The 25,330-nt window shown below is 67.4% G+C and carries 18 protein-coding genes, 3 rRNA genes and 2 pseudogenes; 7 read left to right on the top strand and 16 right to left on the bottom strand.

Going from position 1 to position 25,330, the window contains the following annotated elements:
- Window positions 1–78 precede the first annotated feature (78 nt).
- Together AC0VY3_RS11420 and AC0VY3_RS11415 are read right to left on the bottom strand one after the other, a co-directional pair.
- Window positions 79–879 carry an ABC transporter ATP-binding protein gene (locus tag AC0VY3_RS11420; protein WP_103512685.1) on the bottom strand — a complete coding sequence of 267 codons (801 nt, stop codon included), beginning with the start codon at window positions 877–879 and terminating at the stop codon, window positions 79–81.
- Window positions 880–1,064: 185 nt separating this feature from the next.
- A complete protein-coding gene (locus AC0VY3_RS11415; protein WP_103512682.1) occupies window positions 1,065–2,096 on the bottom strand; it encodes an HAD-IIA family hydrolase in 1,032 nt (343 codons plus the stop codon).
- Between the two features lie 72 nt (window positions 2,097–2,168).
- On the opposite strand from AC0VY3_RS11415, the gene AC0VY3_RS11410 reads away from it, so the two are divergent.
- On the top strand, window positions 2,169–3,449 hold the full coding sequence (locus tag AC0VY3_RS11410; protein WP_475549540.1) for a DUF1015 domain-containing protein: 1,281 nt from the start codon (window positions 2,169–2,171) through the stop codon (window positions 3,447–3,449).
- 76 nt (window positions 3,450–3,525) lie between these two features.
- On the opposite strand, the gene AC0VY3_RS11405 is transcribed toward AC0VY3_RS11410, so the two are convergent.
- The 6 genes and pseudogenes from AC0VY3_RS11405 to AC0VY3_RS11380 form a co-directional block, all read right to left on the bottom strand.
- On the bottom strand, window positions 3,526–4,263 hold the full coding sequence (locus AC0VY3_RS11405; RefSeq protein WP_181011114.1) for a tetratricopeptide repeat protein: 738 nt from the start codon (window positions 4,261–4,263) through the stop codon (window positions 3,526–3,528).
- A gap of 396 nt (window positions 4,264–4,659) precedes the next feature.
- Window positions 4,660–5,541 (bottom strand): annotated as a pseudogene (locus AC0VY3_RS11400) (hypothetical protein); the annotation flags it as partial.
- 169 nt (window positions 5,542–5,710) lie between these two features.
- Window positions 5,711–5,827, bottom strand: a 5S ribosomal RNA gene (gene rrf / locus AC0VY3_RS11395).
- 111 nt (window positions 5,828–5,938) lie between these two features.
- A 23S ribosomal RNA gene (locus AC0VY3_RS11390) occupies window positions 5,939–9,063 on the bottom strand.
- Between the two features lie 307 nt (window positions 9,064–9,370).
- Window positions 9,371–10,896, bottom strand: a 16S ribosomal RNA gene (locus tag AC0VY3_RS11385).
- Together the 16S, 23S and 5S rRNA genes form the textbook arrangement of a ribosomal RNA operon.
- Window positions 10,897–11,566: 670 nt before the next feature.
- Window positions 11,567–12,220, bottom strand: coding sequence for a DNA-3-methyladenine glycosylase (locus AC0VY3_RS11380; RefSeq protein ID WP_475549539.1), 654 nt, complete (start codon window positions 12,218–12,220; stop codon window positions 11,567–11,569).
- 87 nt (window positions 12,221–12,307) lie between these two features.
- Here AC0VY3_RS11380 and AC0VY3_RS11375 point away from each other — a divergent pair, with 87 nt between their 5' ends.
- The 3 genes from AC0VY3_RS11375 to AC0VY3_RS11365 all read left to right on the top strand — a co-directional run bounded on the left by AC0VY3_RS11375 (window position 12,308) and on the right by AC0VY3_RS11365 (window position 14,339).
- Window positions 12,308–13,090: a sporulation protein gene (locus AC0VY3_RS11375; RefSeq protein WP_137233925.1), complete on the top strand. Its 783-nt coding sequence runs from the start codon at window positions 12,308–12,310 to the stop codon at window positions 13,088–13,090.
- A gap of 64 nt (window positions 13,091–13,154) precedes the next feature.
- Entirely contained in the window at window positions 13,155–13,691 is a 537-nt protein-coding gene (locus AC0VY3_RS11370) for a YbhB/YbcL family Raf kinase inhibitor-like protein (protein WP_475549538.1), read from the top strand.
- A gap of 138 nt (window positions 13,692–13,829) precedes the next feature.
- Window positions 13,830–14,339 (top strand): HNH endonuclease, encoded by a 510-nt coding sequence (locus tag AC0VY3_RS11365; protein WP_069756287.1) that lies wholly within the window; start codon window positions 13,830–13,832, stop codon window positions 14,337–14,339.
- 108 nt (window positions 14,340–14,447) lie between these two features.
- On the opposite strand, the gene AC0VY3_RS11360 is transcribed toward AC0VY3_RS11365, so the two are convergent.
- The 4 genes from AC0VY3_RS11360 to AC0VY3_RS11345 all read right to left on the bottom strand — a co-directional run bounded on the left by AC0VY3_RS11360 (window position 14,448) and on the right by AC0VY3_RS11345 (window position 17,780).
- Window positions 14,448–15,215, bottom strand: coding sequence for a sulfite exporter TauE/SafE family protein (locus AC0VY3_RS11360; protein ID WP_103511034.1), 768 nt, complete (start codon window positions 15,213–15,215; stop codon window positions 14,448–14,450).
- Window positions 15,216–15,299: 84 nt separating this feature from the next.
- On the bottom strand, window positions 15,300–16,283 hold the full coding sequence (locus tag AC0VY3_RS11355) for an SPFH domain-containing protein (protein ID WP_103511033.1): 984 nt from the start codon (window positions 16,281–16,283) through the stop codon (window positions 15,300–15,302).
- Between the two features lie 165 nt (window positions 16,284–16,448).
- Window positions 16,449–16,877 carry an NfeD family protein gene (locus AC0VY3_RS11350; RefSeq protein ID WP_103511032.1) on the bottom strand — a complete coding sequence of 143 codons (429 nt, stop codon included), beginning with the start codon at window positions 16,875–16,877 and terminating at the stop codon, window positions 16,449–16,451.
- Window positions 16,878–16,982: 105 nt separating this feature from the next.
- Entirely contained in the window at window positions 16,983–17,780 is a 798-nt protein-coding gene (locus AC0VY3_RS11345) for an ABC transporter ATP-binding protein (RefSeq protein WP_103511031.1), read from the bottom strand.
- A 132-nt stretch (window positions 17,781–17,912) separates the two neighbouring features.
- Between AC0VY3_RS11345 and AC0VY3_RS11340 the strand changes: the two genes are divergently transcribed.
- Window positions 17,913–18,704 carry a hypothetical protein gene (locus tag AC0VY3_RS11340; protein WP_103511030.1) on the top strand — a complete coding sequence of 264 codons (792 nt, stop codon included), beginning with the start codon at window positions 17,913–17,915 and terminating at the stop codon, window positions 18,702–18,704.
- A 230-nt stretch (window positions 18,705–18,934) separates the two neighbouring features.
- On the opposite strand, the gene AC0VY3_RS11335 is transcribed toward AC0VY3_RS11340, so the two are convergent.
- From AC0VY3_RS11335 to AC0VY3_RS11325, 3 genes are all read right to left on the bottom strand, one after another.
- Window positions 18,935–19,186: a chaplin gene (locus tag AC0VY3_RS11335; RefSeq protein ID WP_030627315.1), complete on the bottom strand. Its 252-nt coding sequence runs from the start codon at window positions 19,184–19,186 to the stop codon at window positions 18,935–18,937.
- Window positions 19,187–19,329: 143 nt separating this feature from the next.
- Window positions 19,330–19,974 (bottom strand): response regulator, encoded by a 645-nt coding sequence (locus tag AC0VY3_RS11330; protein ID WP_103511029.1) that lies wholly within the window; start codon window positions 19,972–19,974, stop codon window positions 19,330–19,332.
- Complete coding sequence (locus AC0VY3_RS11325) at window positions 19,967–21,112, bottom strand: GAF domain-containing sensor histidine kinase (protein WP_103511028.1); 1,146 nt, start codon at window positions 21,110–21,112, stop codon at window positions 19,967–19,969. Before AC0VY3_RS11325 ends, AC0VY3_RS11330 begins: the two co-directional genes overlap by 8 nt.
- Before the next feature lie 262 nt (window positions 21,113–21,374).
- Here AC0VY3_RS11325 and AC0VY3_RS11320 point away from each other — a divergent pair.
- Both AC0VY3_RS11320 and AC0VY3_RS11315 read left to right on the top strand, forming a co-directional pair.
- Window positions 21,375–21,515: pseudogene (locus AC0VY3_RS11320) on the top strand (S-adenosylmethionine:tRNA ribosyltransferase-isomerase); the annotation flags it as partial.
- A 272-nt stretch (window positions 21,516–21,787) separates the two neighbouring features.
- Window positions 21,788–22,564 (top strand): transglycosylase SLT domain-containing protein, encoded by a 777-nt coding sequence (locus tag AC0VY3_RS11315; RefSeq protein ID WP_103511027.1) that lies wholly within the window; start codon window positions 21,788–21,790, stop codon window positions 22,562–22,564.
- Window positions 22,565–22,673: 109 nt separating this feature from the next.
- On the opposite strand, the gene AC0VY3_RS11310 is transcribed toward AC0VY3_RS11315, so the two are convergent.
- On the bottom strand, window positions 22,674–25,280 hold the full coding sequence (locus AC0VY3_RS11310) for an ABC transporter ATP-binding protein/permease (RefSeq protein ID WP_242740676.1): 2,607 nt from the start codon (window positions 25,278–25,280) through the stop codon (window positions 22,674–22,676).
- Between the last annotated feature and the right edge of the window lie 50 nt (window positions 25,281–25,330).

Genomic DNA, 25,330 nt, shown 5'->3' with positions numbered 1-25,330 from the left:
CCGAGCCCGTGCGCCCGCACTTCAAGCCCGTGCGGCGGCAGAAATCAAGGCCGTCCGGCGACCGAGGACGAAAGCCTCTCAGGCGGCAACCTTCCGAGCCTTGCGCGCGGCCGGCACGACCAGCGGCGTCCCCGTCTCCGGATCATCGATCACCTGGCACCGCATCCCGAACACCCGCTCCACCAGCTCCGCGTCCACGACCTTTGAAGGCGGCCCCTCCGCGACGATCGCCCCGTCCCGCATCGCGATGAGATGCGTGGCGTACCGCGCGGCGTGGTTCAGGTCGTGGAGCACGGCGACCAGCGTCCGCCCCTGCGTCTCGTGCAGCTCCGCGCACAGATCGAGGACGTCGATCTGGTGCTGGATGTCGAGGTACGTCGTCGGCTCGTCGAGCAGCAGCAACGGCGTCTGCTGGGCCAGCGCCATGGCGATCCAGACCCGCTGACGCTGACCGCCGGACAGCTCGTCGACATAGCGGTCGGCCAGCTCGGCGACGCCCGTGGACTCCATGGACTCGTCGACCACCCGCTCGTCCTCCGGCGACCACTGCCGCAGCAGCCCCTGGTGGGGGTACCGGCCGCGGGCGACGAGGTCGGCGACGGTGATCCCGTCCGGGGCTATGGAGGACTGCGGCAGCAGGCCCAGCGTCCGGGCGACCTTCTTCGCCGGCAGCTGGTGGATGGTCTGCCCGTCCAGCAGCACCTGCCCGTGGCTCGGCTTCAGCATCCGGGCGAGCGCCCGCAGCAGGGTCGACTTGCCGCAGGCGTTGGGACCGACGATCACGGTGAAGGAATTGTCGGGAATCTCCACCGAGAGGTTCTCGGTGATGACCCGCTGTTCGTAGCCGAGGGTCACCGATTCTGCGGTGAGGCGCTGCATGGTCGTACTCCCGGAGTCGGTGAGGTGGAGCGGCACGGCGCGGGGCACGGGCAGACCACCGAGCAGCACCAGGTTAGGTTAACCTATCTTCCTCTTGACGCCACGGGTCCCGGTCCGCCGCCCCACGCCTCCAGGACCCTCAACACCCTCGCGGGCCAAGGACGTCGGGCGGCGCCGGGGCCGTCTCAGAGCCCGAGCCCGGCGAGGGCCTTCTCCGCCTTCAGCCCGCACACACCCGCGCCGGCGAAACTCCAGGCGGCCGCGCAGAGCGCCCGCAGCCCGTCGAGCGCGTCGCCCTCGCCCTCCAGGGTCAGCGCGTCCGCGCGTACGGCGGCCGTCCAGCCCCCGCACCGGTGCTCCTCACCGACCGGCACCACCTCGGGCTGCCCGGTCAGCAGCCCCCGCAGATCCCGGTCCACATAGGTCGGCCGGTGCTGCGGCGGAGCGGCGAGGAGCTGGGCCGCGTCGGTCACCCCGGTCAGCACCAGCAGCGAGTCCACGCCGCCGTTGAACGCGCCCTCGATGTCCGTGTCCAGCCGGTCGCCGACGACGATCGGCCGCTTCGACCCGGTCCGCAGCACGGTCTCGCGGTGCATCGGCGGCAACGGCTTCCCGGCGACCTGCGGCTCGGCGCCGGTGGCGATCCGTACGACCTCGACCGCGGCCCCGTTGCCGGGCGCGATGCCCCGGGCGCCGGGGATGGTCAGGTCGGTGTTGGACGCGAACCACGGCAGCCCGCGCCGGATCGCGTAGCTCGCCTCGGCGAACCGCCCCCAGGTCATGTCCGGCCCGCCGTACCCCTGGACCACGGCGGCCGGGTCGTCGTCCGCCGACTCCACGGGCACCAGTCCGCGCTCGCGCAGCGCGACCCGCAGTCCCTCGCCGCCGATCGCCAGCACCCGTGCCCCGGGCGGTAGTTGATCGGACACCAGCCGGGCGACGGCCTGGGCGGAGGTGATCACGTCGGAGGGTTCCGCGGGCACCCCGAGCTCCGTCAGGTGCTCGGCCACCGCGTCCGGCGTCCGCAGCGCGTTGTTGGTGACATAGGCGAGGTGCATGCCCCCGGCCCGTGCCTGGGCCAGCGATTCCACGGCGTGGGCGATGGCCTCGCCGCCCGCGTACACGACCCCGTCGAGGTCGAGGAGAGCCGTGTCGTACGCCTCGCTCAGCGCCGTGCCGCTTCCCGCCGGCCGGACCCTGTCCTGCTGGTGGCTCATATGACTCGCTCCTCTTTGCTCTGCATCTGCCCCGATCATCGCGTATGCCCCCTGCACACATACGATGCCCTGATGAACACTTCAGGTCCCGTCGACCAGGGGCTGCGGCTGATCCCGTTCCGCGGACTGCGCTACGTCCCCGAGCGGGTCGGCAGCCTTGCCGCCGTGACCTCGCCCCCGTACGACGTGGTCGTCCGGCCCGACGGGCTGCACCACCTGGAGTCCGCGGATCCGCACAACATCGTGCGCCTCATCCTCCCTCAGGCCGACAGCGCGCGGGACCGCCACCGGCAGGCGGCCGCCACCCTGGAGCGCTGGCAGGCCGAGGGGATCATCGCCCCGGACCCGGAACCGGTGCTGTACGTCTACGAGCAGCGGAACGACGAGATCCTCCAGCGGGGCCTGATCGGCGCGCTGGCCCTCTCCCCCGCCGCCGAAGGCATCGTGCTGCCCCACGAGGACGTCATGGACGACGTCGTCGCGGACCGCGCGGAGCTGATGCGTACGACGGAGGCCCACCTGGAACCGCTGCTGCTGACCTACCGCGGCGACGAGGGTACGCCGACGGGGGCGGCAGCGGTGATCGAGCGCACGGTTCTGCGGGAGCCGCTGCTCGCCACCACGACGGAGGACGGCTTCCGGCACCGGCTCTGGGCCGTGACGGACCCGGCCGAGCGCAGCGAGATCGAGACAGACCTCGCCCGGCACCAGGCTCTCATCGCGGACGGCCACCACCGCTGGGCCACCTATCTCCGGCTCCAGCGGGAACGGACCGTGCCCGGGCCGTGGGACTACGGCCTCGTCCTCCTCGTCGACACGGCCCGCCACCCGCTCCAGGTCCGCGCCATCCACCGGCTCCTGCGCGGGCTGCCGGTCGCCCGGGCCCTGGAAGCGCTCACCGGCCGCTTCCGCGTCCAGCAGGTCGAGGGGCCGCTCCCCCGGGCACTCGACGCCCTGGCCGAGGCGGCGGCCGGGGGCAACGCGTTCCTCCTCGCCGGCGACGGCGGCTTCCACCTGGTGGACCGCCCCGATCCGGCCCTGCTGGCCCGCACCCTCCGGGCGGACCGCCCCGACGCCTGGCGCACCCTGGACGCGACGGTCCTGCACTCCGCGCTGCTCGACGACGTGTGGAAGATCCCCGACGCGCCCGAGCACATCGGCTACCTCCACGACACCGCGGCCGCCGTCGAACAGGCGGAACGTCTCGACGCCACGGCGGTCCTGATGCATCCCGTGCGCGAAGAGGTCGTCCGGGACCTGGCCCGGCAGGGCGTCACCATGCCCCGCAAGTCGACGTCGTTCGGCCCGAAGCCGGCCACGGGCCTGGTCATGCGGAGCCTCACCCTCGACTGAGCCGTCGGGCGGAAGCCCCGGACACGAAAAAGAGGGGCGGCACTCCGGTTGGAGTGCCGCCCCTCTTCGTCAGCCGCTAGGCCTTGGCGGAACCGTCCGCCGGACCGTCCCGGTCGACGTCGTCCTCGTCGTCACGCACATCGGACCGGTCCCCGGCACGGGGCACGGCCTCGTCGGCCGCGTCCGTGTCGTCGTCACCGAGGACGTCGACGAACTCGACCCCGTCGAGCTCGGCGAGCCGGTCCGACGCGTCGGTGGAACCGTCCTTATCGGCCTCCAGCGCCTTCCCGAACCACTCCCGCGCCTCGTCCTCGCGGCCCGCCTCCAGCAGGGCGTCCGCGTACGCGTAGCGAAGACGCGGCGTCCACGGCTGTACGGAGTTGGAGGCCAGCTCGGAGCTCTGGAGCGTCACGATGGCGGCGTCGATCTGACCCATGTCACGACGTGCCCCGGCGGCCACCAGCCGCATCTCGACCTGCCCGGCCTTGTCCAGCTTCTGCACCTCGGGGTCTCCGGCCATGGCCATAGCCCGCTCGGGCCGCCCGAGCCCGCGCTCGCAGTCCGCCATGACGGGCCACAGGTCCACGGACCCGGTCATCCGCCGGGCCGCCCGGAACTCGGCGAGCGCCTCGGCGTACTTCTGCGTCGCGTACGCCGCGAACCCGGCCGCCTCACGCACGGCGGCGACACGGGACGCGAGCCGAAGGGCGATCCGGGAGTACGCGTACGCCTCCTCGGGGTCCTCGTCGATCAGCCGGGCCACCATGACGAGGTTGCGCGCGACATCCTCGGCAAGGGTCTTCGGCAGGCTCATGAGCTCCTGGCGCACGTCCTTGTCGATCTCGTCGCCCGTGACGTCGTCCGGGATCGGCAGCCGCTTGATCGGCTCACGGTCGCGGTCCCGGTCCCGGTCGTCACGACGGAACCCACCACGGTCCCGGTCGTCACGCTGACCGCCGCGGTATCCACCCCGGTTGTCGTCACGCCGGAAACCGCCGCCGGAGCCACCGCCGCGGTTGTCGTCGCGACGGGGGCCGCGGGGCCGGTCGTCGCGCCGTTCGAAGCCACCACCGGGACGGCCACCGCGGTCGTCCCGCTGCTGACCACCCCGGTACCCACCACGGTCGTCATCACGACGCGGCCCACGATCACGATCCCGATCACGGTCATCGCGTCGGAACCCACCGCCGGAAGGCCGGTCGTCGTCACGACGCGGACCACGCGGCCGGTCGTCACGCCGCTCGAAGCCACCACCGCGGTTGTCGTCACGCCGGAAACCACCGCCGCCACGGTTGTCATCGCGACGGAAGCCACCACCGGAGGGCCGGCTGTCGTCACGACGGAACCCGCCACCGGAGGGCCGGTCGTCGTCGCGACGCGGACCACGGGGCCGGTCGTCGCGCCGTTCGAAGCCACCACCGGGACGGCCACCGCGGTCGTCCCGCTGCTGACCACCCCGGTACCCACCACGGTCGTCATCACGACGCGGCCCACGATCACGATCCCGATCACGGTCATCGCGTCGGAACCCACCGCCGGAAGGCCGGTCGTCGTCACGACGCGGACCACGCGGCCGGTCGTCACGCCGCTCGAAGCCACCACCGCGGTTGTCGTCACGCCGGAAGCCACCGCCGCCACGGTTGTCATCGCGACGGAAGCCACCACCGGAGGGCCGGCTGTCGTCGCGACGGAACCCGCCACCGGAGGGCCGGTCGTCGTCGCGACGCGGACCACGGGGCCGGTCGTCGCGCCGTTCGAAGCCACCACCGGGACGGCCACCACGGTCGTCCCGCTGCTGACCACCCCGGTACCCACCACGGTCGTCATCACGACGCGGCCCACGATCACGATCCCGATCCCGATCACGGTCATCACGACGGAACCCACCACCGGAACCGCCGCCCCGGTTGTCGTCACGCCGGAAACCGCCGCCGGAGCCGCCACCACGGTTGTCGTCACGACGGTTGTCGTCACGACGGTTGTCGTCACGACGGAAGCCGCCACGGTCGTTGTCGCGTCGAGGTGCGCCGGAACCGGACCGGTCGTCACGACCACCGCGGTAACCGCCCCTGTCACCACCGTCCCGGCGACGCGGCTCGCGCTCCGGACGATCGTCGGGAGAGTTGGTGGACATGGGTGTGACTCCTGTCTTCGGGTACCACAGACATTCTCGCGCAGCCGACCATCCGACGCGCTTCGGGAAAAACAAAAGGACCCCTGGTCCCAGCATGAACGCTGGGACCAGGGGTCCTTGAAAGATTGTTCGGCGGCGTCCTACTCTCCCACAGGGTCCCCCCTGCAGTACCATCGGCGCTGAAAGGCTTAGCTTCCGGGTTCGGAATGTAACCGGGCGTTTCCCTAACGCAATGACCACCGAAACCCTATCGGGTTCTAGCGAACAAGCACACTCTTCAATTAAGTAGTGAAACTGTTCAACCGGTGCGATAACTGTTCGCAACCCGGGAACAACACAGTGGACGCGAGCAACTGAGGACAAGCCCTCGGCCTATTAGTACCAGTCAGCTCCACCCGTTACCGGGCTTCCACATCTGGCCTATCAACCCAGTCGTCTACTGGGAGCCTTAACCCTTCAAGAGGGTGGGAATACTCATCTCGAAGCAGGCTTCCCGCTTAGATGCTTTCAGCGGTTATCCTTTCCGAACGTAGCCAACCAGCCATGCCCTTGGCAGGACAACTGGCACACCAGAGGTTCGTCCGTCCCGGTCCTCTCGTACTAGGGACAGCCCTTCTCAATATTCCTACGCGCACAGCGGATAGGGACCGAACTGTCTCACGACGTTCTAAACCCAGCTCGCGTACCGCTTTAATGGGCGAACAGCCCAACCCTTGGGACCGACTCCAGCCCCAGGATGCGACGAGCCGACATCGAGGTGCCAAACCATCCCGTCGATATGGACTCTTGGGGAAGATCAGCCTGTTATCCCCGGGGTACCTTTTATCCGTTGAGCGACAGCGCTTCCACAAGCCACTGCCGGATCACTAGTCCCGACTTTCGTCCCTGCTCGACCCGTCGGTCTCACAGTCAAGCTCCCTTGTGCACTTACACTCAACACCTGATTACCAACCAGGCTGAGGGAACCTTTGGGCGCCTCCGTTACTCTTTAGGAGGCAACCGCCCCAGTTAAACTACCCATCAGACACTGTCCCTGATCCGGATCACGGACCCAGGTTAGACATCCAGCACGACCAGAGTGGTATTTCAACGACGACTCCACAACCACTGGCGTGGCCGCTTCAAAGTCTCCCACCTATCCTACACAAGCCGAACCGAACACCAATATCAAACTATAGTAAAGGTCCCGGGGTCTTTCCGTCCTGCTGCGCGAAACGAGCATCTTTACTCGTAGTGCAATTTCACCGGGCCTATGGTTGAGACAGTCGAGAAGTCGTTACGCCATTCGTGCAGGTCGGAACTTACCCGACAAGGAATTTCGCTACCTTAGGATGGTTATAGTTACCACCGCCGTTTACTGGCGCTTAAGTTCTCAGCTTCGCCGACCCGAAAGTCAGCTAACCGGTCCCCTTAACGTTCCAGCACCGGGCAGGCGTCAGTCCGTATACATCGCCTTACGGCTTCGCACGGACCTGTGTTTTTAGTAAACAGTCGCTTCTCGCTGGTCTCTGCGGCCACCCCCAGCTCACCGAGTAAATCGGATCACCAGTGATGGCCCCCCTTCTCCCGAAGTTACGGGGGCATTTTGCCGAGTTCCTTAACCATAGTTCACCCGAACGCCTCGGTATTCTCTACCTGACCACCTGAGTCGGTTTAGGGTACGGGCCGCCATGAAACTCGCTAGAGGCTTTTCTCGACAGCATAGGATCATCCACTTCACCACAATCGGCTCGGCATCAGGTCTCAGACTATATGCACGACGGATTTACCTACCGTGCGTCCTACACCCTTACCCCGGGACAACCACCGCCCGGGCTGGACTACCTTCCTGCGTCACCCCATCGCTTACCTACTACAAGTCTGGTTCATCGGCTCCACCACTACCCTCAACTCCGAAGAGATCGGGCCGGCTTCACGGACTTAGCATCGCCTGATTCAGTACTGGGCGTTTCAAAGCGGGTACCGGAATATCAACCGGTTGTCCATCGACTACGCCTGTCGGCCTCGCCTTAGGTCCCGACTTACCCTGGGCAGATCAGCTTGACCCAGGAACCCTTAGTCAATCGGCGCACACGTTTCTCACGTGTGTATCGCTACTCATGCCTGCATTCTCACTCGTGAACCGTCCACAACTCGCTTCCGCGGCTGCTTCACCCGGCACACGACGCTCCCCTACCCATCCACACAGGCGTTAGCCCTATATGTGTGAATGACACGACTTCGGCGGTACGCTTGAGCCCCGCTACATTGTCGGCGCGGAATCACTTGACCAGTGAGCTATTACGCACTCTTTCAAGGGTGGCTGCTTCTAAGCCAACCTCCTGGTTGTCTCTGCGACTCCACATCCTTTCCCACTTAGCGTACGCTTAGGGGCCTTAGTCGATGCTCTGGGCTGTTTCCCTCTCGACCATGGAGCTTATCCCCCACAGTCTCACTGCCGCGCTCTCACTTACCGGCATTCGGAGTTTGGCTAAGGTCAGTAACCCGGTAGGGCCCATCGCCTATCCAGTGCTCTACCTCCGGCAAGAAACACACGACGCTGCACCTAAATGCATTTCGGGGAGAACCAGCTATCACGGAGTTTGATTGGCCTTTCACCCCTAACCACAGGTCATCCCCCAGGTTTTCAACCCTGGTGGGTTCGGTCCTCCACGAAGTCTTACCTCCGCTTCAACCTGCCCATGGCTAGATCACTCCGCTTCGGGTCTAGAGCGTGCAACTCAAACGCCCTATTCGGACTCGCTTTCGCTACGGCTTCCCCACACGGGTTAACCTCGCTACACACCGCTAACTCGCAGGCTCATTCTTCAAAAGGCACGCAGTCACGACTGACAGCACAAGTACTGCCAGCGACGCTCCCACGGCTTGTAGGCACACGGTTTCAGGTACTATTTCACTCCGCTCCCGCGGTACTTTTCACCATTCCCTCACGGTACTATCCGCTATCGGTCACCAGGGAATATTTAGGCTTAGCGGGTGGTCCCGCCAGATTCACACGGGATTTCTCGGGCCCCGTGCTACTTGGGTGTCTCTCAAACGAGCCGTTGATGTTTCAGCTACGGGGGTCTTACCCTCTACGCCGGACCTTTCGCATGTCCTTCGCCTACATCAACGGTTTCTGACTCGTCTCACAGCCGGCAGACTATGAAAGAGAGATCCCACAACCCCGAATGCGCAACCCCTGCCGGGTATCACACGCATACGGTTTGGCCTCATCCAGTTTCGCTCGCCACTACTCCCGGAATCACGGTTGTTTTCTCTTCCTGAGGGTACTGAGATGTTTCACTTCCCCTCGTTCCCTCCACACTGCCTATGTGTTCAGCAGCGGGTGACAGCCCATGACGACTGCCGGGTTTCCCCATTCGGAAACCCCCGGATCAAAGCTTGGTTGACAGCTCCCCGGGGACTATCGTGGCCTCCCACGTCCTTCATCGGTTCCTGGTGCCAAGGCATCCACCGTGCGCCCTTAAAAACTTGGCCACAGATGCTCGCGTCCACTGTGCAGTTCTCAAGCAACGACCAGCCACCCATCACCCGGTCCAAGAAGGACGAGTTCACTGGGGCCGGCGTCGAAGGCAGCCTTTCGGCCGTACCTTCAGACACCCAACAGCGCGCCCAGTACCCGGAATTCATTCGGTTCGCTTTCCACGCTCCGAGGAGCAGTACTCACGTCCCGGTTGAACCACCAGGTACTGAATAGTCAACGTTCCACCCATGAGCTGACCACCGTCGAACATTTGCCGACGTAGTGGCTCTGGATTCCTTGCGGAATCTAGATGCTCCTTAGAAAGGAGGTGATCCAGCCGCACCTTCCGGTACGGCTACCTTGTTACGACTTCGTCCCAATCGCCAGTCCCACCTTCGACAGCTCCCTCCCACAAGGGGTTGGGCCACCGGCTTCGGGTGTTACCGACTTTCGTGACGTGACGGGCGGTGTGTACAAGGCCCGGGAACGTATTCACCGCAGCAATGCTGATCTGCGATTACTAGCAACTCCGACTTCATGGGGTCGAGTTGCAGACCCCAATCCGAACTGAGACCGGCTTTTTGAGATTCGCTCCGCCTCGCGGCATCGCAGCTCATTGTACCGGCCATTGTAGCACGTGTGCAGCCCAAGACATAAGGGGCATGATGACTTGACGTCGTCCCCACCTTCCTCCGAGTTGACCCCGGCAGTCTCCTGTGAGTCCCCATCACCCCGAAGGGCATGCTGGCAACACAGAACAAGGGTTGCGCTCGTTGCGGGACTTAACCCAACATCTCACGACACGAGCTGACGACAGCCATGCACCACCTGTATACCGACCACAAGGGGGGCACCATCTCTGATGCTTTCCGGTATATGTCAAGCCTTGGTAAGGTTCTTCGCGTTGCGTCGAATTAAGCCACATGCTCCGCTGCTTGTGCGGGCCCCCGTCAATTCCTTTGAGTTTTAGCCTTGCGGCCGTACTCCCCAGGCGGGGAACTTAATGCGTTAGCTGCGGCACCGACGACGTGGAATGTCGCCAACACCTAGTTCCCAACGTTTACGGCGTGGACTACCAGGGTATCTAATCCTGTTCGCTCCCCACGCTTTCGCTCCTCAGCGTCAGTAATGGCCCAGAGATCCGCCTTCGCCACCGGTGTTCCTCCTGATATCTGCGCATTTCACCGCTACACCAGGAATTCCGATCTCCCCTACCACACTCTAGCTAGCCCGTATCGAATGCAGACCCGGGGTTAAGCCCCGGGCTTTCACATCCGACGTGACAAGCCGCCTACGAGCTCTTTACGCCCAATAATTCCGGACAACGCTTGCGCCCTACGTATTACCGCGGCTGCTGGCACGTAGTTAGCCGGCGCTTCTTCTGCAGGTACCGTCACTTTCGCTTCTTCCCTGCTGAAAGAGGTTTACAACCCGAAGGCCGTCATCCCTCACGCGGCGTCGCTGCATCAGGCTTTCGCCCATTGTGCAATATTCCCCACTGCTGCCTCCCGTAGGAGTCTGGGCCGTGTCTCAGTCCCAGTGTGGCCGGTCGCCCTCTCAGGCCGGCTACCCGTCGTCGCCTTGGTAGGCCATTACCCCACCAACAAGCTGATAGGCCGCGGGCTCATCCTTCACCGCCGGAGCTTTTAACCCCGTCCCATGCGGGACAGAGTGTTATCCGGTATTAGACCCCGTTTCCAGGGCTTGTCCCAGAGTGAAGGGCAGATTGCCCACGTGTTACTCACCCGTTCGCCACTAATCCACCCCGAAAGGCTTCATCGTTCGACTTGCATGTGTTAAGCACGCCGCCAGCGTTCGTCCTGAGCCAGGATCAAACTCTCCGTGAATGTTTACCCGTAATCGGGTGCACACATCACGAGAGCGGAACAACCGGTCGGAATAAGACCCGTTGTTCACAGCGTCCTCGCTGTGTAATTGCCTACCCGGTCACCGAAGTGAACCCGGTAGGACTTTCAAAGGAACCACCAACCTGCCGAAGCAGGCCGGGGTATCAACATATCTGGCGTTGACTTTTGGCACGCTGTTGAGTTCTCAAGGAACGGACGCTTCCTTCGGTCCCGTTTCACCGGGGCCCTCCGGGCGCTTCCCTTCGTTCTTGCGTTTCCGACTCTATCAGACTCTTTCGTGTCCGATTCCCGGCCGAAGCGGGTCAAGCGGTTTTCGCTTTCCAGGTCCTTCGCTTTCGCGTTTTCCCTTTCCGGCGGTTCCAACTTTACCAGACTCTTTTTCGTTCCGTTTCCGGTCCGAATTCGACTTCCGGTGGCCTGTGGAGTGGCCTTGCCTTTCGGCGTGTTCACTACGTTAGCCGATTCCCTTGGCAGCTCATAATCGAGCCGATGGGGCGAATTACGGGCATGCCGAATTCACACCCGCCAGGGTGAGTCGTAGGTAGTGGTTTGGCCACTTCAGGTGGCTCGGTGCGGTCCGATGGACCGTGCCGACAGCGGTACCCGTGTCAAGCGGCTCGGACCACATTAGGCGTCCGCCGAAGGTGCGTCAAGTCGCCTTGCGGCTCGGCCGACGGCGCGGTGCGTGGGCGCGGTACGGGCTGACGGTGGGATCGCCCTCGATCCAGAAGCGCCACGGCTGGTGGGCCCCGTCGCCGCCCACCCCGGTGCGGGGGCCGCTGCGTACGAGGTCACGGGGTGGCGGGGTGCCGTGCAGTACGGACAGCGCCGGGGCGGGGCCGTCGAAGAGGTCGCTGCCGTTCAGTTCGCGATCGACGTCGAGGGCGGTGGCGAGGCGGGCCGGGCCCTTGGCAAGTTCCGTGTCGTTGCGGGCCGAGACGCGTCGGTGGCGGGCCAGGCCGGCGCCGACCTCGATCTCACCGGCCCGGAGCAGGACACCGCTCGCACGGCCTTCCGGGCCGCAGACCAGGTTGAGGCAGTGCCACATCCCGTACGTGAAGTAGACGTACGTGTGACCGGGCGGTCCGAACATCACGCCGTTGCGGGCGGTACGGCCCCGGAAGGCGTGCGAGCCCGGGTCGACCTCGCCCGCGTACGCCTCCACCTCGGTCAGGCGCAGCTCGATCGTGCCCTCCTCGGTGCGCCGTACGAGCGTGCGGCCCAGGAGGTCGGGGGCGACTTCCAGTACGGAGCGGTCGAAGAAGTCGCGTGTCAGTGGGGTGCGGTCCTGGCGGTTGGTCATGGCGCCCGAGGGTACTGGGATCGCCCGGACGGGAACCGGCTACCGTCGTGGCGCGTATGTAGGGGTCAGGACCTAGAAGGAGTGACTATGGGCTTCAAGCGACTGCTCGCGAGCATGGGTGCCGGCGGTGCCTCGGTGGAGACCGAGCTCACCGAGGTGAACGTCGTCCCCGGTGGGGTCGTTCAGGGCGAGGTGCGGATCCAGGGCGGGTCGGTCGCCCAGCAGATCGAGGGGCTGAACGTCGGGCTCCAGGCGCGGGTCGAGGTCGAGAGCGGGGACCAGGAGACCAAGCAGGACATCGAGTTCACCAAGCTGAACCTCGGCGGCGCGTTCGAGGTGCAGGCGGGCGCGGTGCACGTGGTGCCGTTCGGCCTGGAGATTCCGTGGGAGACGCCGATCACGATGTTCGGCGGCCACCAGCTGCGCGGCATGAACATCGGGGTGACCACCGAGCTGGAGATCGCCCGCGCGCTGGACTCCGGTGACCTGGACCCGATCAACGTGCATCCGCTGCCGGCGCAGGAGGCCATCCTGAACGCCTTCGGCCAGCTGGGCTTCGGCTTCCGCAGCGCGGACATGGAGCGCGGTCACATCCGCGGTACGCGTCAGCGGCTGCCGTTCTACCAGGAGATCGAGTTCATCCCGCCGACGCAGTACCGCGGGCTGAACCAGGTGGAGCTGACGTTCGTCGCCGACGACCGCGAGATGGACGTCATCCTGGAGATGGACAAGAAGCCGGGACTGTTCAGCGAGGGCAGCGACTCCTACCGCGCGTTCAAGGTGGGGCTGCACGACTACCAGCAGACCGACTGGGCGGCGTACCTCAACCAGTGGCTCGCGCAGGTCGGCGGGCAGCGCAACTGGCTCTAGCGGGTGGCGCCGGCCCTAGAGTCGGGCGGGAAGGCAGACGAACCGATCAGGAGAGGTGCGAGACGTGACCGAGCCGAAGAGGGCCCCGCTGCCGCACGACTTCCATCCGGAGGTCCCGGCGTTCACGGTGGTGAGCGACGATCTCGCGCCGGGGGCCGTACTGGGCGATGCCCAGGTGCTTGCGGGTGGGAACGTTTCGCCGCAGCTGCGGTGGGAGGGTTTCCCCGAGGGGACCAAGAGCTTCGCCGTGACGTGTTTCGACCCGGACGCCCCTACGGGCAGCGGGTTCTGGCACTGGGTGCTCTTCGACCTCCCGGTGTCGGTGACCGAGCTGCCGGCGGGCGCGGGCAGCGGCGAGTTCAAGGGGCTGCCCGAGAGCGCCGTTCAGGCCCGCAACGACTACGGCTCCAAGGAGTTCGGCGGTGCGGCGCCGCCGGCCGGGGAGCGGCACCGGTATGTGTTCACCGTGTACGCGGTGGACACCGAGAAGCTCGGGATCGACAGCGACGTGTCTCCCGCGGTGGCCGGATTCAATCTCCGGTTCCACACGTTGGGGCGTGCGCAGCTGATCGGTGAGTACCAGGCTCCCGCCGACGATTAGTTCGTTTGCTGTTTGCCCTGCTCTGGTCTTGGAGAGATCAGAGCAGGGCATTTTTTATTGCGTTGTCCATCGCGGCCTGCCCAGCCAGAGTTGATCCGGGCCTGCCAGGGGGCGGGCGGCACACGGGAGGTGGGCAGGATGCGTGACACGCTGGTTCTCAACGCGAGCTTCGAGCCGCTGTCGACAGTGACGCTCAACCGTGCGGTGGTCCTGATCCTCACGGACAAGGCCGTCGTCGAGCAGTCGCATCCCGAGCTCCGTATGCGTGGTGCCGCCGTGGACATTCCCGCGCCCCGGGTGATCAGGCTCTGCCGGTACGTACGGGTGCCGTTCCGAAGACAGGCGCCGTGGTCCAGAAGGGGTGTGCTGATACGGGACCAGCACCGGTGCGCGTACTGCGGGCGGCGGGCGTCCACCGTCGACCACGTGGTGCCGCGTGCCCAGGGCGGGCAGGACACCTGGCTGAACACGGTGGCCTCCTGCGCCGAGGACAACCACCGCAAGGCCGCCCGGACGCCGGAGCAGGCGGGGATGCCGCTGCTGAAGCAGCCGTTCGTCCCCTCCCCCGCCGAGGCGATGCTGCTGGCGATGGGGGCCGGCGACCGCTCGGCGCTGCCCGAGTGGCTGGACCGGGCAGCGGCCGCGTAGGGCGTGGCGGCGGTCCGCGATGCGGCCGCGCGGAGCCGTGACGTAGTCGGCGTACGTCTGGTGATGTGTTCGTGGGCCCGTCCCTGTGAGGGGGCGGGCCCACGTGTGTCAGCGGAGCAGCAGCTGGACGATGGCCATCGTGCCGACGGCCACGATGAGGGCGCGCAGGACGGTGGGGCTGAGGCGGCGGCCGACCTTGGCGCCTATCTGGCCGCCGATGGCCGAGCCGACCGCGATGAGGAGAACGGCCGTCCAGTCGAAGTGGGCGACGAAGAGGAAGAACAGTGCGGCGATGGTGTTGACCACGGCGGCCAGGACGTTCTTGACGGCGTTGAGGCGCTGCATCGTGTCGTCGAGCAGCATGCCCATCAGGGAGAGGTAGATGATTCCCTGGGCGGCGGTGAAGTAGCCGCCGTAGACGCTGGCGAGCATCAGGCCGACGAAGAGGAGCGGGCCGCCGTCGGTGCGGGGCGAGGTGCCGGAGTGTTCACGGCGGCGCTGGACGGCTTTGCTGATGCGTGGTTGCAGGATCACCAGGACGAGCGCCAGGGCGACCAGGACCGGGACGATCGTCTCGAAGGCCGTGGAGGGCAACGCGAGCAGGAGGGTGGCTCCGGTGAGGCCGCCGATGGCGGCTCCGATGCTCAGTTTGACGATGCGGCGGCGCTGGCCGGCCAGTTCCTTGCGGTAGCCGATGGCTCCGCTGATGGAGCCGGGGATGAGGCCCAGGGCGTTCGACACGGTCGCGGTGACCGGGGGGAGGCCGGTGGCGAGCAGGACGGGGAAGGTGATCAGGGTGCCGGAGCCGACGATCGTGTTGATCGTGCCCGCTCCGACTCCGGCCGCGAAGACGGCGAGTATTTCCCAGATGGACAACGCCATCTCCTTCGGTGGTCAGTGATGCCTCCCCGCCATGAAGGTCGAGGGGCCTCACTGATCATGCACGAAGGGGATCGGGGGTCAGTGGACCGGGGGTTCCTCGCGTCGTTCCACCGGGGCCGGGATGCTGCCCTTGCCGCCGCCGTTGCCCCCGTTTCCGCCGTCGCCGCCGGTGTTGAAGCCGGGCATTCCGCCGCCGAGGTTGCCGAAGGCTCCGCTGAGGCCCTTGAGGGCGTCGCCGATCTCGCTGGGCACGATCCAGAGCTTGTTGGCGTCGCCCTCGGCGATCTTCGGGAGCATCTGGAGGTACTGGTACGAGAGAAGCTTCTGGTCCGGGTCTCCGGCGTGGATGGCCTCGAAGACCGTGCGGACGGCCTGGGCTTCACCCTCGGCGCGCAGGGCGGCGGCCTTGGCCTCACCCTCGGCGCGCAGGATCGCGGACTGCTTCTCACCTTCGGCGGTGAGGATCTGGGACTGCCGGATGCCCTCGGCGGTGAGGATCGCGGCGCGCTTGTCCCGGTCGGCGCGCATCTGCTTCTCCATCGAGTCCTGGATGGAGGTCGGCGGCTCGATCGCCTTGAGTTCGACGCGGTTGACTCGGATGCCCCACTTGCCGGTCGCTTCGTCGAGGACGCCGCGCAGGGCCGCGTTGATCTCCTCACGGGAGGTGAGGGTCCGCTCCAGGTCCATGCCGCCGATGATGTTGCGGAGGGTGGTGACGGTGAGCTGCTCGATCGCCTGGATGTAGCTGGCGACTTCGTAGGTCGCGGCGCGGGCGTCGGTCACCTGGTAGTAGATGACGGTGTCGATGTTGACGACCAGGTTGTCCTGGGTGATCACCGGCTGCGGCGGGAAGGGCACCACCTGTTCACGGAGGTCGATCCGGTTGCGGATCGAGTCGATGAACGGGACGACGATGTTCAGGCCCGCGTTCAGGGTGCGGGTGTAGCGGCCGAATCGCTCGACGATGGCGGCGCTGGCCTGCGGGATGACCTGAATCGTCTTGATCAGGGCGATGAAGACGAGCACCACCAGAATGATCAGAACGATGATGATCGGTTGCATCGTGTCTCTCGTGCCCTTCGGTTGGCCGGTGGATCGCGGTGATCGGGGTCGGTCCTCAGATGCGGGCGGTGGCCGGCGGGTTGTGGGCCGGGCCGGGTTCCCCTGATGATCGACATGATCGACTTCGAGTCTGGCAGACCGCGGCCCGCCTCGTGCGCGCTTCGGTCACATGACCACGGCCGTCGCTCCGTCGATGTCCACGACATCGACCTGACTGCCGGGTTCGAAAACCTGGTCGGCGTCGAGCGAGCGGGCCGACCAGACCTCACCGGCGAGCTTGATACGGCCGCTGTCGGCCGATACCCGCTCCAGCACGACCGCTTGACGGCCCTTCAGGGCGTCGATTCCGCTGGCCTGCCCGGTCTGTCCGGCCCGGTGTCTGGCGGCGATCGGGCGCACGACGGCGATCAGCGCGACCGAGACCACGACGAAGACCAGCACCTGGGCGACGATTCCGCCGCCGAGAGCGGCGACGGCCGATGCGGCCACCGCCCCGACGGCGAACATCCCGAACTCGGGCATCGCGGTCAGGACGAGGGGGATGCCCAGTCCCACCGCGCCGATCAGCCACCACACCCATGCGTCGATGTCCACATGGTCATCGTAGGACTGTCGGTGCGTCACCGACAGGGCGCACGGGGGTCAACTGCGGTGAACGGCTTGCGGATCGGGGGGCGACGGCCGGTTTCGGCGGCCCGGTCAGGAGAGCGGGAGGCCGTGGGCGGTGTAGCGGTCGCCGGTGTGCTCGACGATGAGCGGCAGGCCGAAGCAGAGGGAGAGGTTACGCGAGCTGAGCTCGGTCTCCATGGGGCCGGCCGCGAGGATCTTGCCCTGGCGGATCATGAGGACGTGGGTGAACCCGGGCGCGATCTCCTCGACGTGGTGGGTCACCATGATCATGGAGGGGGCGAACGGGTCGCGGGCGAGGCGGCCGAGGCGGCGGACGAGGTCCTCGCGCCCGCCGAGGTCGAGTCCGGCTGCGGGCTCGTCCAGCAGCAGCAGTTCGGGGTCGGTCATCATGGCGCGGGCGATGAGCGTGCGCTTGCGCTCCCCTTCGGAGAGCGTGCCGAACTTGCGGTCCAGGTACTCGGTCATGCCGAGGCGGTCGAGGAAGGCGCGGGCGCGCTCCTCGTCTACGGCCTCGTAGTTCTCGTGCCAGGTGGCGGTCATGCCGTACGCGGCGGTGAGGACGGTCTGCAGCACCGTCTGGCGCTTGGGCAGCTTGTCGGCCATCGCCACGCCGGCCATGCCGATGCGGGGGCGGAGCTCGAAGACGTCGGTGCCGACGCCGCCGAGATGCTCACCGAGGATGGTGGCCGTTCCCTTGCTGGGGAAGAGGTAGCTGGAGGCGAGGTTGAGGAGGGTCGTCTTGCCGGCGCCGTTGGGGCCCAGGATGACCCAGCGCTCCCCCTCCTTGACCGACCAGGAGACATCGTCCACCAGAGCGCGTCCGTCGCGGACCACGGATACGTCCACCAGCTCCAACACATCGCTCATGGCGCGTTGTCTCCCCAAGCAGTCTCGTCGATCTTCGCGTGCCGGTGGGCACGGCTCCCAAGGAAAACCTACGCCACCGCGCGAGTGCTTCAGGCGTGAGGGCCGTTCCCGGCCGTTGCCTAGGCTGTCGGCATGCTTGTCGAACCACGTTCAGGGTTGTTGGCCGCTTGGGGAAACGCGCTTCTGGCGGGACTCGTCTCGCCGGACGAGGCGGCCCTCGCGATTGTCGGACAGGACGCGGTGCACCGCGTCGAGGGGCTGCCGGGTGAGGCCGGGCCGGTCGGGCTCACGCTCGCGCTCGGCCGGCTGAGGAGGCTCGGGGCGAGCGGATTCCGGGTGGCGCTGCCGGTGCCGGGGCATCCGCTGGGGCTGAGCGGCCCGCCCGATTTCAATGCGCGGGCGCTGGAGGCCGAGGAGGCGGTGGTCGCGTACGGGGTGCCGTACGGGCTGGTGCCCGAGGTCAGCGAGGTGGGGCCGGAGAGGGATCTGCACGTCGAGGTGGTGTGGCGGGTGCTGGCGGTACGGGAGGCGCCGCCCGCGGATGTGCCGTCGCTGGGAGAGGCGGAGCGGGAGCTGGCGGAGGCGTTGCGGGATGCGACGGCGGTGCTGTCGCGGCTGGACGTGGCCGGGTCCGGTCCGGTGGCGGAGGCTGCGGTGGACGCGTACCGGGCGCGGGCGGAGCGGAGTCGGGGGCGCGAGGTGCTGGCGCCCGGGTATCCGCCGCGGGCGGTGCGGGTGCTGGAGATGGCGCAGCGGGTGGGTCTGCTGGTCTCGGTGGCGTACGAGAACGGGCACGGCGGTGCGGTGAGCGCGTCGGAGATCGCGGCGCGGGGGGAGGCGTTGCGGCCGGTGGAGCGGGTGGCTCGGCGTGCGTTGGTGGCAGCGTACAACGCGTATGTGGAGGGCGGGGAGGTTCGGCGGTAGGGCCCGCGGGCCTTTGTCCTCAAGCGCCGGACGGGCTGATACCGGGCTGCCCGGGCACGGGGGCTGTTGGGCTCGGGTGCCCGTGGCCCGGGGTTCCGTCCTCAAGCGCCGGACGGGCTGAGGAGTGGCCGGACAGGCTGAGAACGGGGCTGCCCGGACGGGGTGCGCGAAAGCCGGGCGGGGCCTTGGGGAAGGGGAGGCGCCGTCCGGCTTTCGGGGTGGGGCTCGGGTCAGTGGTTGAGGCCGAGGTTGCCGAAGGCCGGGTTGAGCAGGCCCACCACGTTGACCGTGTTGCCGACCACGTTCACCGGGACGGCGACGGGAACCTGCACGAGGTTGCCGCTGGCGACGCCCGGGGAGTGGGTGGCCAGGCCCTCGGCGCCGGCTCCGCTGTGGCCGGTGGCGGAGGCGGCTCCGGCACCGGCGGCGATGAGCCCGCCCGCGATCATGGTGACGGCGGCGGCCTTCTTCAGGTTCTTCACTTCAGGTTCCTCCCAGAGAGGCTGCGGCGAGCCGCCGCAGCACGTCCTGGAGAACGCCGCGCGCTCCGGAAGGATGCGCCGTACGGGTGACATACACCCGACAGTATGAATCTCGGTCCGGACGGGAACCCGCGGCGGCGTGGTCAGCCCGCCGCTCCGTGGCGTACCGCCCAGAGCGCGGCCTGGGTCCGGTCGGACAGGTCGAGCTTCATCAGGATGTTCGAGACGTGCGTCTTGACCGTCTTCTCCGAGAGGACGAGAGCGCGGGCGATCTCGCGGTTGGAACGGCCGTCCGCGATGAGGCCGAGGACTTCGCGTTCCCGTTCGGTGAGCGTGCTCCCCCGGCCCGTGCCGGTGCCCGCGTCGTCCTGGGCGAGGAGTGCGCCGGCGACCTCCGGCTGGAGCAGGACGTGACCGGCGTGGACCGAGCGGATGGCGCCGGCCAGGGCGTCCGGGTCGACGTCCTTGTAGACGTAACCGGAGGCTCCGGCGCGCAGGGCGGGTACCACCGTGCGCTGTTCGGTGAAGCTGGTGACGATGAGGACCTTCGCCGGGTTGTCGAGCTCGCGCAGGCGGCGCAGCGCCTCGATGCCGTCGGTGCCGGGCATCTTGATGTCCATCAGCACGACGTCGGGGTGGAGCTCCTCGGTCCGGGCCACGCCCTCCGCGCCGTCGGACGCCTCGCCGACGACCTCTATGTCCTCCTGGATCTCCAGGAACGTACGCAGTCCTCGGCGGACCACCTGATGGTCGTCGACCAGCAGCACCCTGATGATCTTGTCAGCCACCGGGAACCTCCATCTCGATCGTGGCGCCCTTGCCGGGCTCCGAGGCAACGGTGAGTCGGCCGCCGACGCTGCTCGCCCGGTGGCGCATCGAGACGAGGCCGAGGTGACGGCCCGCCCGCCGGACGGCGGTGGGGTCGAACCCGACGCCGTCGTCGGTGACGCGCAGGACGGTGGCGGCGCCGCGCCGGGCCAGGGTGACGCCCACCCGCTCCGCACGGGAGTGGCGCAGGGCGTTGTGCAGGGCCTCCTGGGCGACGCGGAGCAGCGCTTCCTCCTGCGCGGCGGGCAGCGCGCGTACGCCGCAGCTCTCGAAGGCGACCTCGGCGGTGTGGGCCCGGTCCAGGACCTGGATCTGGGTACGGAGGGTGGCGATCAGCCCGTCCTCGTCGAGGGCGGCCGGGCGCAGCTCCACGACCGCCGCCCGCAGCTCGTCGACCGCCTCGGCGGCGAGGACGGCGACCTGCTGGAGTTCGCCCTTGGCGCGGGCCGGGTCGCGGTCGACGAGGGCGGTGGCGGCCTGCGCGGTGAGGCGGAGCGAGAACAGCTTCTGGCTGACCGCGTCGTGCAGCTCATGGGCCAGCCGGGAGCGTTCCTCGGCGATGGTCAGCTCACGGCTGCGTTCGTAGAGACGGGCGTTGGTGAGGGCGATGGCGGCGTGCTGGGCGAGGATCTGGAGCAGTTCCTCGTCCTCGGCGGTGAAGCCGCAGCCGCCGTCGGGCTTGGGGCACGTCTTGTTGGCGAGGAACAGCGCTCCGATGATCTCGTCTCCGTCCGTGATGGGCAGACCGAGGAAGTCGGACATGTCGGGGTGAGCGTCGGGCCAGCCCTCGAAGCGGGGGTCCTTGCGGACGTCGGCGAGGCGTTCGGGCTTGGCCTGGTGCAGCATCGCCGCGAGGATGCCGTGCTGGCGGGGCAGGGGGCCGATGGCCTTCCACTGTTCGTCGCTGACGCCGTCGACCACGAACTGGGCGAAGCCGCCGTGGTCGTCCGGGACCCCGAGGGCCGCGTACTGGGCGTCGAGCAGCTCGCGGGCGGAGGCGACGATCGTCTTCAGGACGTCGCCCACTTCGAGGTGCCGGCTCATGGCGAGCAGTGCGGCACTCACCGCGGCGAGGCCCGACGGTGGGCGATGACTCATGGGATCACCGTACCGGCGGGGGTCGCGCGGCCGTATCGGGCCGGGGGTGGTGTCGGGCGGGCGGGGGCCTAGGTCCGGGCCTGCGGGCCTCTCGGTCGGAGGTCGTAGGACCGCCGGGACCTGTCGTCGGGCTGCCGTCGTCGCCCGGCGGACGGCAGCCCGGCGACAGGTCCCGGGACCTACGTCGAAGTTCCGGGTACGGGTGCGGCTCGCGGGCGAGGCGCGGTGCGGTCCGGGCTTCCTACGTTGGGGAGTGCCGGGGGTGGCGGGGCGCGAGGCGCTGCGCCTCGGGTACGAGGCGGCGCTCCAGGAGCGGTACCTCTGGCACGAGTTCGGGGACGTCCACCTCGTCCTGCGGGATGAGGAACGTAACGCTCCGGATTACTCCAGCAACGAATGGTGAGACTGTTACGTCGCCGATGTGAGCCCAGGCATAGGGCCTACATCACTTACGAACATCCCTAGTGGGCCCATAAGGGCGATTTGAACAGGCCTGAGCAGGGGTCATTTCGGGCGAACGGGACCCTCTTCCACTACCCGGCTTCGTACGTCACACCTTTGCCACAGGATTTTGCTGCCGCTAAGAATTGCTCTCGTCCCCGACGGAGGTACGCATCACCGCCTCCGGTCCCGTCCTCCGTGAGGACACCTGAGCATTCGAAGAGGTAGCCCTACATGTCTGCGACTCGCATTCCCAGCCGTGTCCGTCGTCTGAACAAGGTCCAGAAGATCACTGTGGCCGGTGTGTCGGCCCTTGGCGTCGCCGCCCTGACCTTCTCTCTCGTCCCGTCGAACACCGAGGCCGAGATAGCCCCGCAGGCCGCGGCGGCCGCCGCGCCCGTGGCCTTCACCAACGCCGCGGGTTCCGCCCAGGCCAAGACCGTGCAGAACAGCATGATCGAGCAGCACTCCACCGCCGAGAAGCTGGTGAAGGCCGCCGACGCCGCCAAGGCGAAGGCCGCCGCCGAGACCAAGGCCAAGGCCGCCAAGGCGAAGGCCGCGGCCGAGGCGAAGGCCAAGGCCGCCGCCGACGCCAAGGACAAGGCCGAGAAGGCCGCCAAGGCCAAGGCCGACGCGAAGAAGCGCGCGACCGAGAAGGCCAACCGCTCCACCGCGCGCAAGCCCGTCTACGCGAACAACCTGGACGGCTGGATCCGCGAGGCCATGTCGATCATGAAGAAGGAAGGCATCCCCGGTTCCTACGAGGGGATCCACCGCAACATCATCCGTGAGTCCAGCGGTAACCGCTGGGCCATCAACAACTGGGACATCAACGCCCGGAACGGCATCCCCTCCAAGGGTCTGCTCCAGGTGATCCAGCCCACCTTCGACCGCTACCACGTGGCGGGCACCAAGAAGGACCTGTACGACCCGGTCGCCAACATCGTCGCCGCCTGCAACTACGCGGCCGACCGCTACGGCTCCATGGACAACGTGAACAGCGCGTACTGAGCACTGATTCGCTGAGCCACTGAGTCACTGCACCACTGAGCCCAGCCGTACACATGCCGGAGGCCGGCACCCCGCGGGGTGCCGGCCTCGGCGTCGTTCCGTGCGTGTCCTACTTGCGCATGACCTCGGGCTCGTGGCGGCGCAGCAGTCGCGCGACCGCGATGCCGCAGATCACGCCGAGCGCGAGCAGGACCGTGATGTTGATGCCCCACTGGCCCGCGGTGTGCTCCCACAGGGGGTCGAGGTCGGTGGGGTTCTCCGGGTCCCACGGCGGCGTCAGACGCCCCAGGTCCAGCGTGGCGCCGGCCGCGGCCATCGCCCAGCGGGACGGCATCAGCCAGGCGAACTGCTCCAGGCCGGGCGACCCGTACACCTGGAAGAGCACGCCGGTGAAGACGACCTGGACGATCGCGAACATCACCAGCAGCGGCATGGTCTTCTCGGCGGTCTTCACCAGCGAGGAGATGACCAGGCCCACCATCATCGACGTGAAGCCCAGCGCGATGATCGAGAGGCAGACCTCGACGGCCGGGGGCATGATCAGGCCCTCGTCCGGCAGCTGGCGGGTGGCGAAGCCGATGCCGCAGATGATCACGCCCTGGAAGGCGGTGATCACGCCGAGGACGATCACCTTGGACATCAGGTACGCGGAGCGGGACAGGCCGGTGGCCCGTTCACGCTCGTAGATGACCCGTTCCTTGATCAGCTCTCGTACGGAGTTCGCGGCGCCGGAGAAGCACATGCCGACCGCGAGGATCAGCATGATCGTTCCGGCCTTGCCGTTGAACCGGGACGGCGGGGTGGGATCGCCCAGACCGAACTCGGCCGGGATGACCACGCTGACCACGCCCAGCACGGCGGGCAGGATCAGCATCAGGCCCATGAAGCCCTTGTCGGACGCGATGACGGAGGCGTACCTCCGGATCAGCGTCCACAGCTGCGCCATCCAGCCCTGCGGCTTCGGCGGGCGCATCTGCTGCGGCGGCGGCATGTTGACCGGCTGGGCCGCGACCGCGTCGATGTCGGCGGCGTACATCTGGTAGTGCTGCGAACCGCGCCAGCGGCCCGCCCAGTCGTAGTCGCGGTAGTTCTCGAAGGCGGAGAAGACGTCGGCCCAGCTGGTGTAGCCGAAGAAGTTCAGCGCTTCCTCCGGCGGACCGAAGTAGGCGACGGAACCGCCGGGCGCCATCACGAGGAGCTTGTCGCAGATCGCCAGCTCGGCGACCGAGTGCGTGACCACGAGCACGGTGCGGCCGTCGTCGGCGAGGCCGCGCAGCAGCTGCATGACATCGCGGTCCATGCCCGGGTCGAGGCCGGAGGTCGGCTCGTCCAGGAAGATCAGCGAGGGCTTGGTGAGCAGCTCCAGGGCGACCGAGACGCGCTTGCGCTGGCCGCCGGAGAGCGAGGTGATCTTCTTGTCCTTGTGGATGTCGAGCTTGAGCTCGGCGAGGACCTCGGTGATCCGGGACTGGCGCTCGGCCTCGGTGGTGTCCGCGGGGAAGCGGAGCTTGGCCGCGTACTTGAGGGCCTTGGTGACGGTCAGTTCCTTGTGCAGGATGTCGTCCTGCGGGACCAGACCGATGCGCTGGCGCAGCTCGGCGAACTGTTTGTACAGGTTTCGGTTGTCGTAGAGGACGTCACCCTGGTTGGCGGGCCGGTAGCCGGTGAGCGCCTTGAGCAGGGTGGACTTTCCGGAACCGGACGGGCCGATGACCGCGATCAGCGACTTCTCGGGTACGCCGAAGGAGACGTCCTTGAGGATCTGCTTCCCGCCGTCGACCGTCACCGTGAGGTGGCGGGCGGAGAAGGAGACCTCACCGGTGTCGACGAACTCTTCCAGCCGGTCGCCGACCAGCCGGAACGTCGAGTGACCGACACCGACGATGTCGTTCGGGCCGATGAGGGCCGAGCCGGACTTGTGGAGCGGCTGGCCGTTGACGTACGTGCCGTTGTGCGAGCCGAGGTCGCGGATCTCGAAGCGGCCGTCGGGCGTCGCGTGGAACTCGGCGTGGTTGCGGGAGACCTGGAGGTCGGAGACGACCAGCTCGTTCTCCAGCGCACGACCGATGCGCATGACCCGGCCGAGGGCCAGCTGGTGGAACGTGGTCGGGCTGCGGTCGCCGTAGACCGGCGGCGCTCCCGCGGCACCGCCCTGCCCCGGGCCGCCCGGCTGCCCGGGGCCCTGCTGGTGCGGCACCTTCTGCTGCGGAGGCTGCTGGTGCGGGGCCTGCTGCTGGGGCGCCTGCGGCTGCTGCCAGGCCTGCTGCGGGGCAGGGGCCTGGTGCTGGGCCGGGGCCTGGTGTGCGGGGGCCTGCTGTCCGTGCCAGCCCGCGCCGGCGCCCTGGGGCTGCTGGTGGGGCTGCTGCACGGGAGCCTGCTGGGCGCCGGCCGCCTGGCCGCCGGCGACACCCGCGCCCGCGCTGAGGCTCACCCGGGGCCCGTCGGTGGCGTTGCCCAGGTGCAGCACCGAGCCGGGGCCGATCTCCACCTGCTGGATCCGCCGGCCCTGCACATAGGTGCCGTTGGTGCTGCCATGGTCCTCGATGAGCCAACTGCGGCCGCTCCAGCTGATCGTGGCATGCCGCCACGAGACCCTGGCGTCGTCGATCGCCAGGTCGCCCTGCGGATCACGTCCCAGGGTGTACGACCTGGACGGATCGAGCGTCCAGGTGCTGCCATTCAATTCCAGTACGAGTTCCGGCACTCCGCGCCCCACTAGTTGTCCCCCGTGTTACCCCCGTCGCAGGGAGTCTAGGGATGCTGAAC

It is taken from the genome of Streptomyces sp. iso_384, from assembly GCF_056172905.1.
The sequence above is the reverse complement of the archived record's forward strand: the minus strand, read 5'-3'. Positions and strand labels throughout refer to the sequence as shown.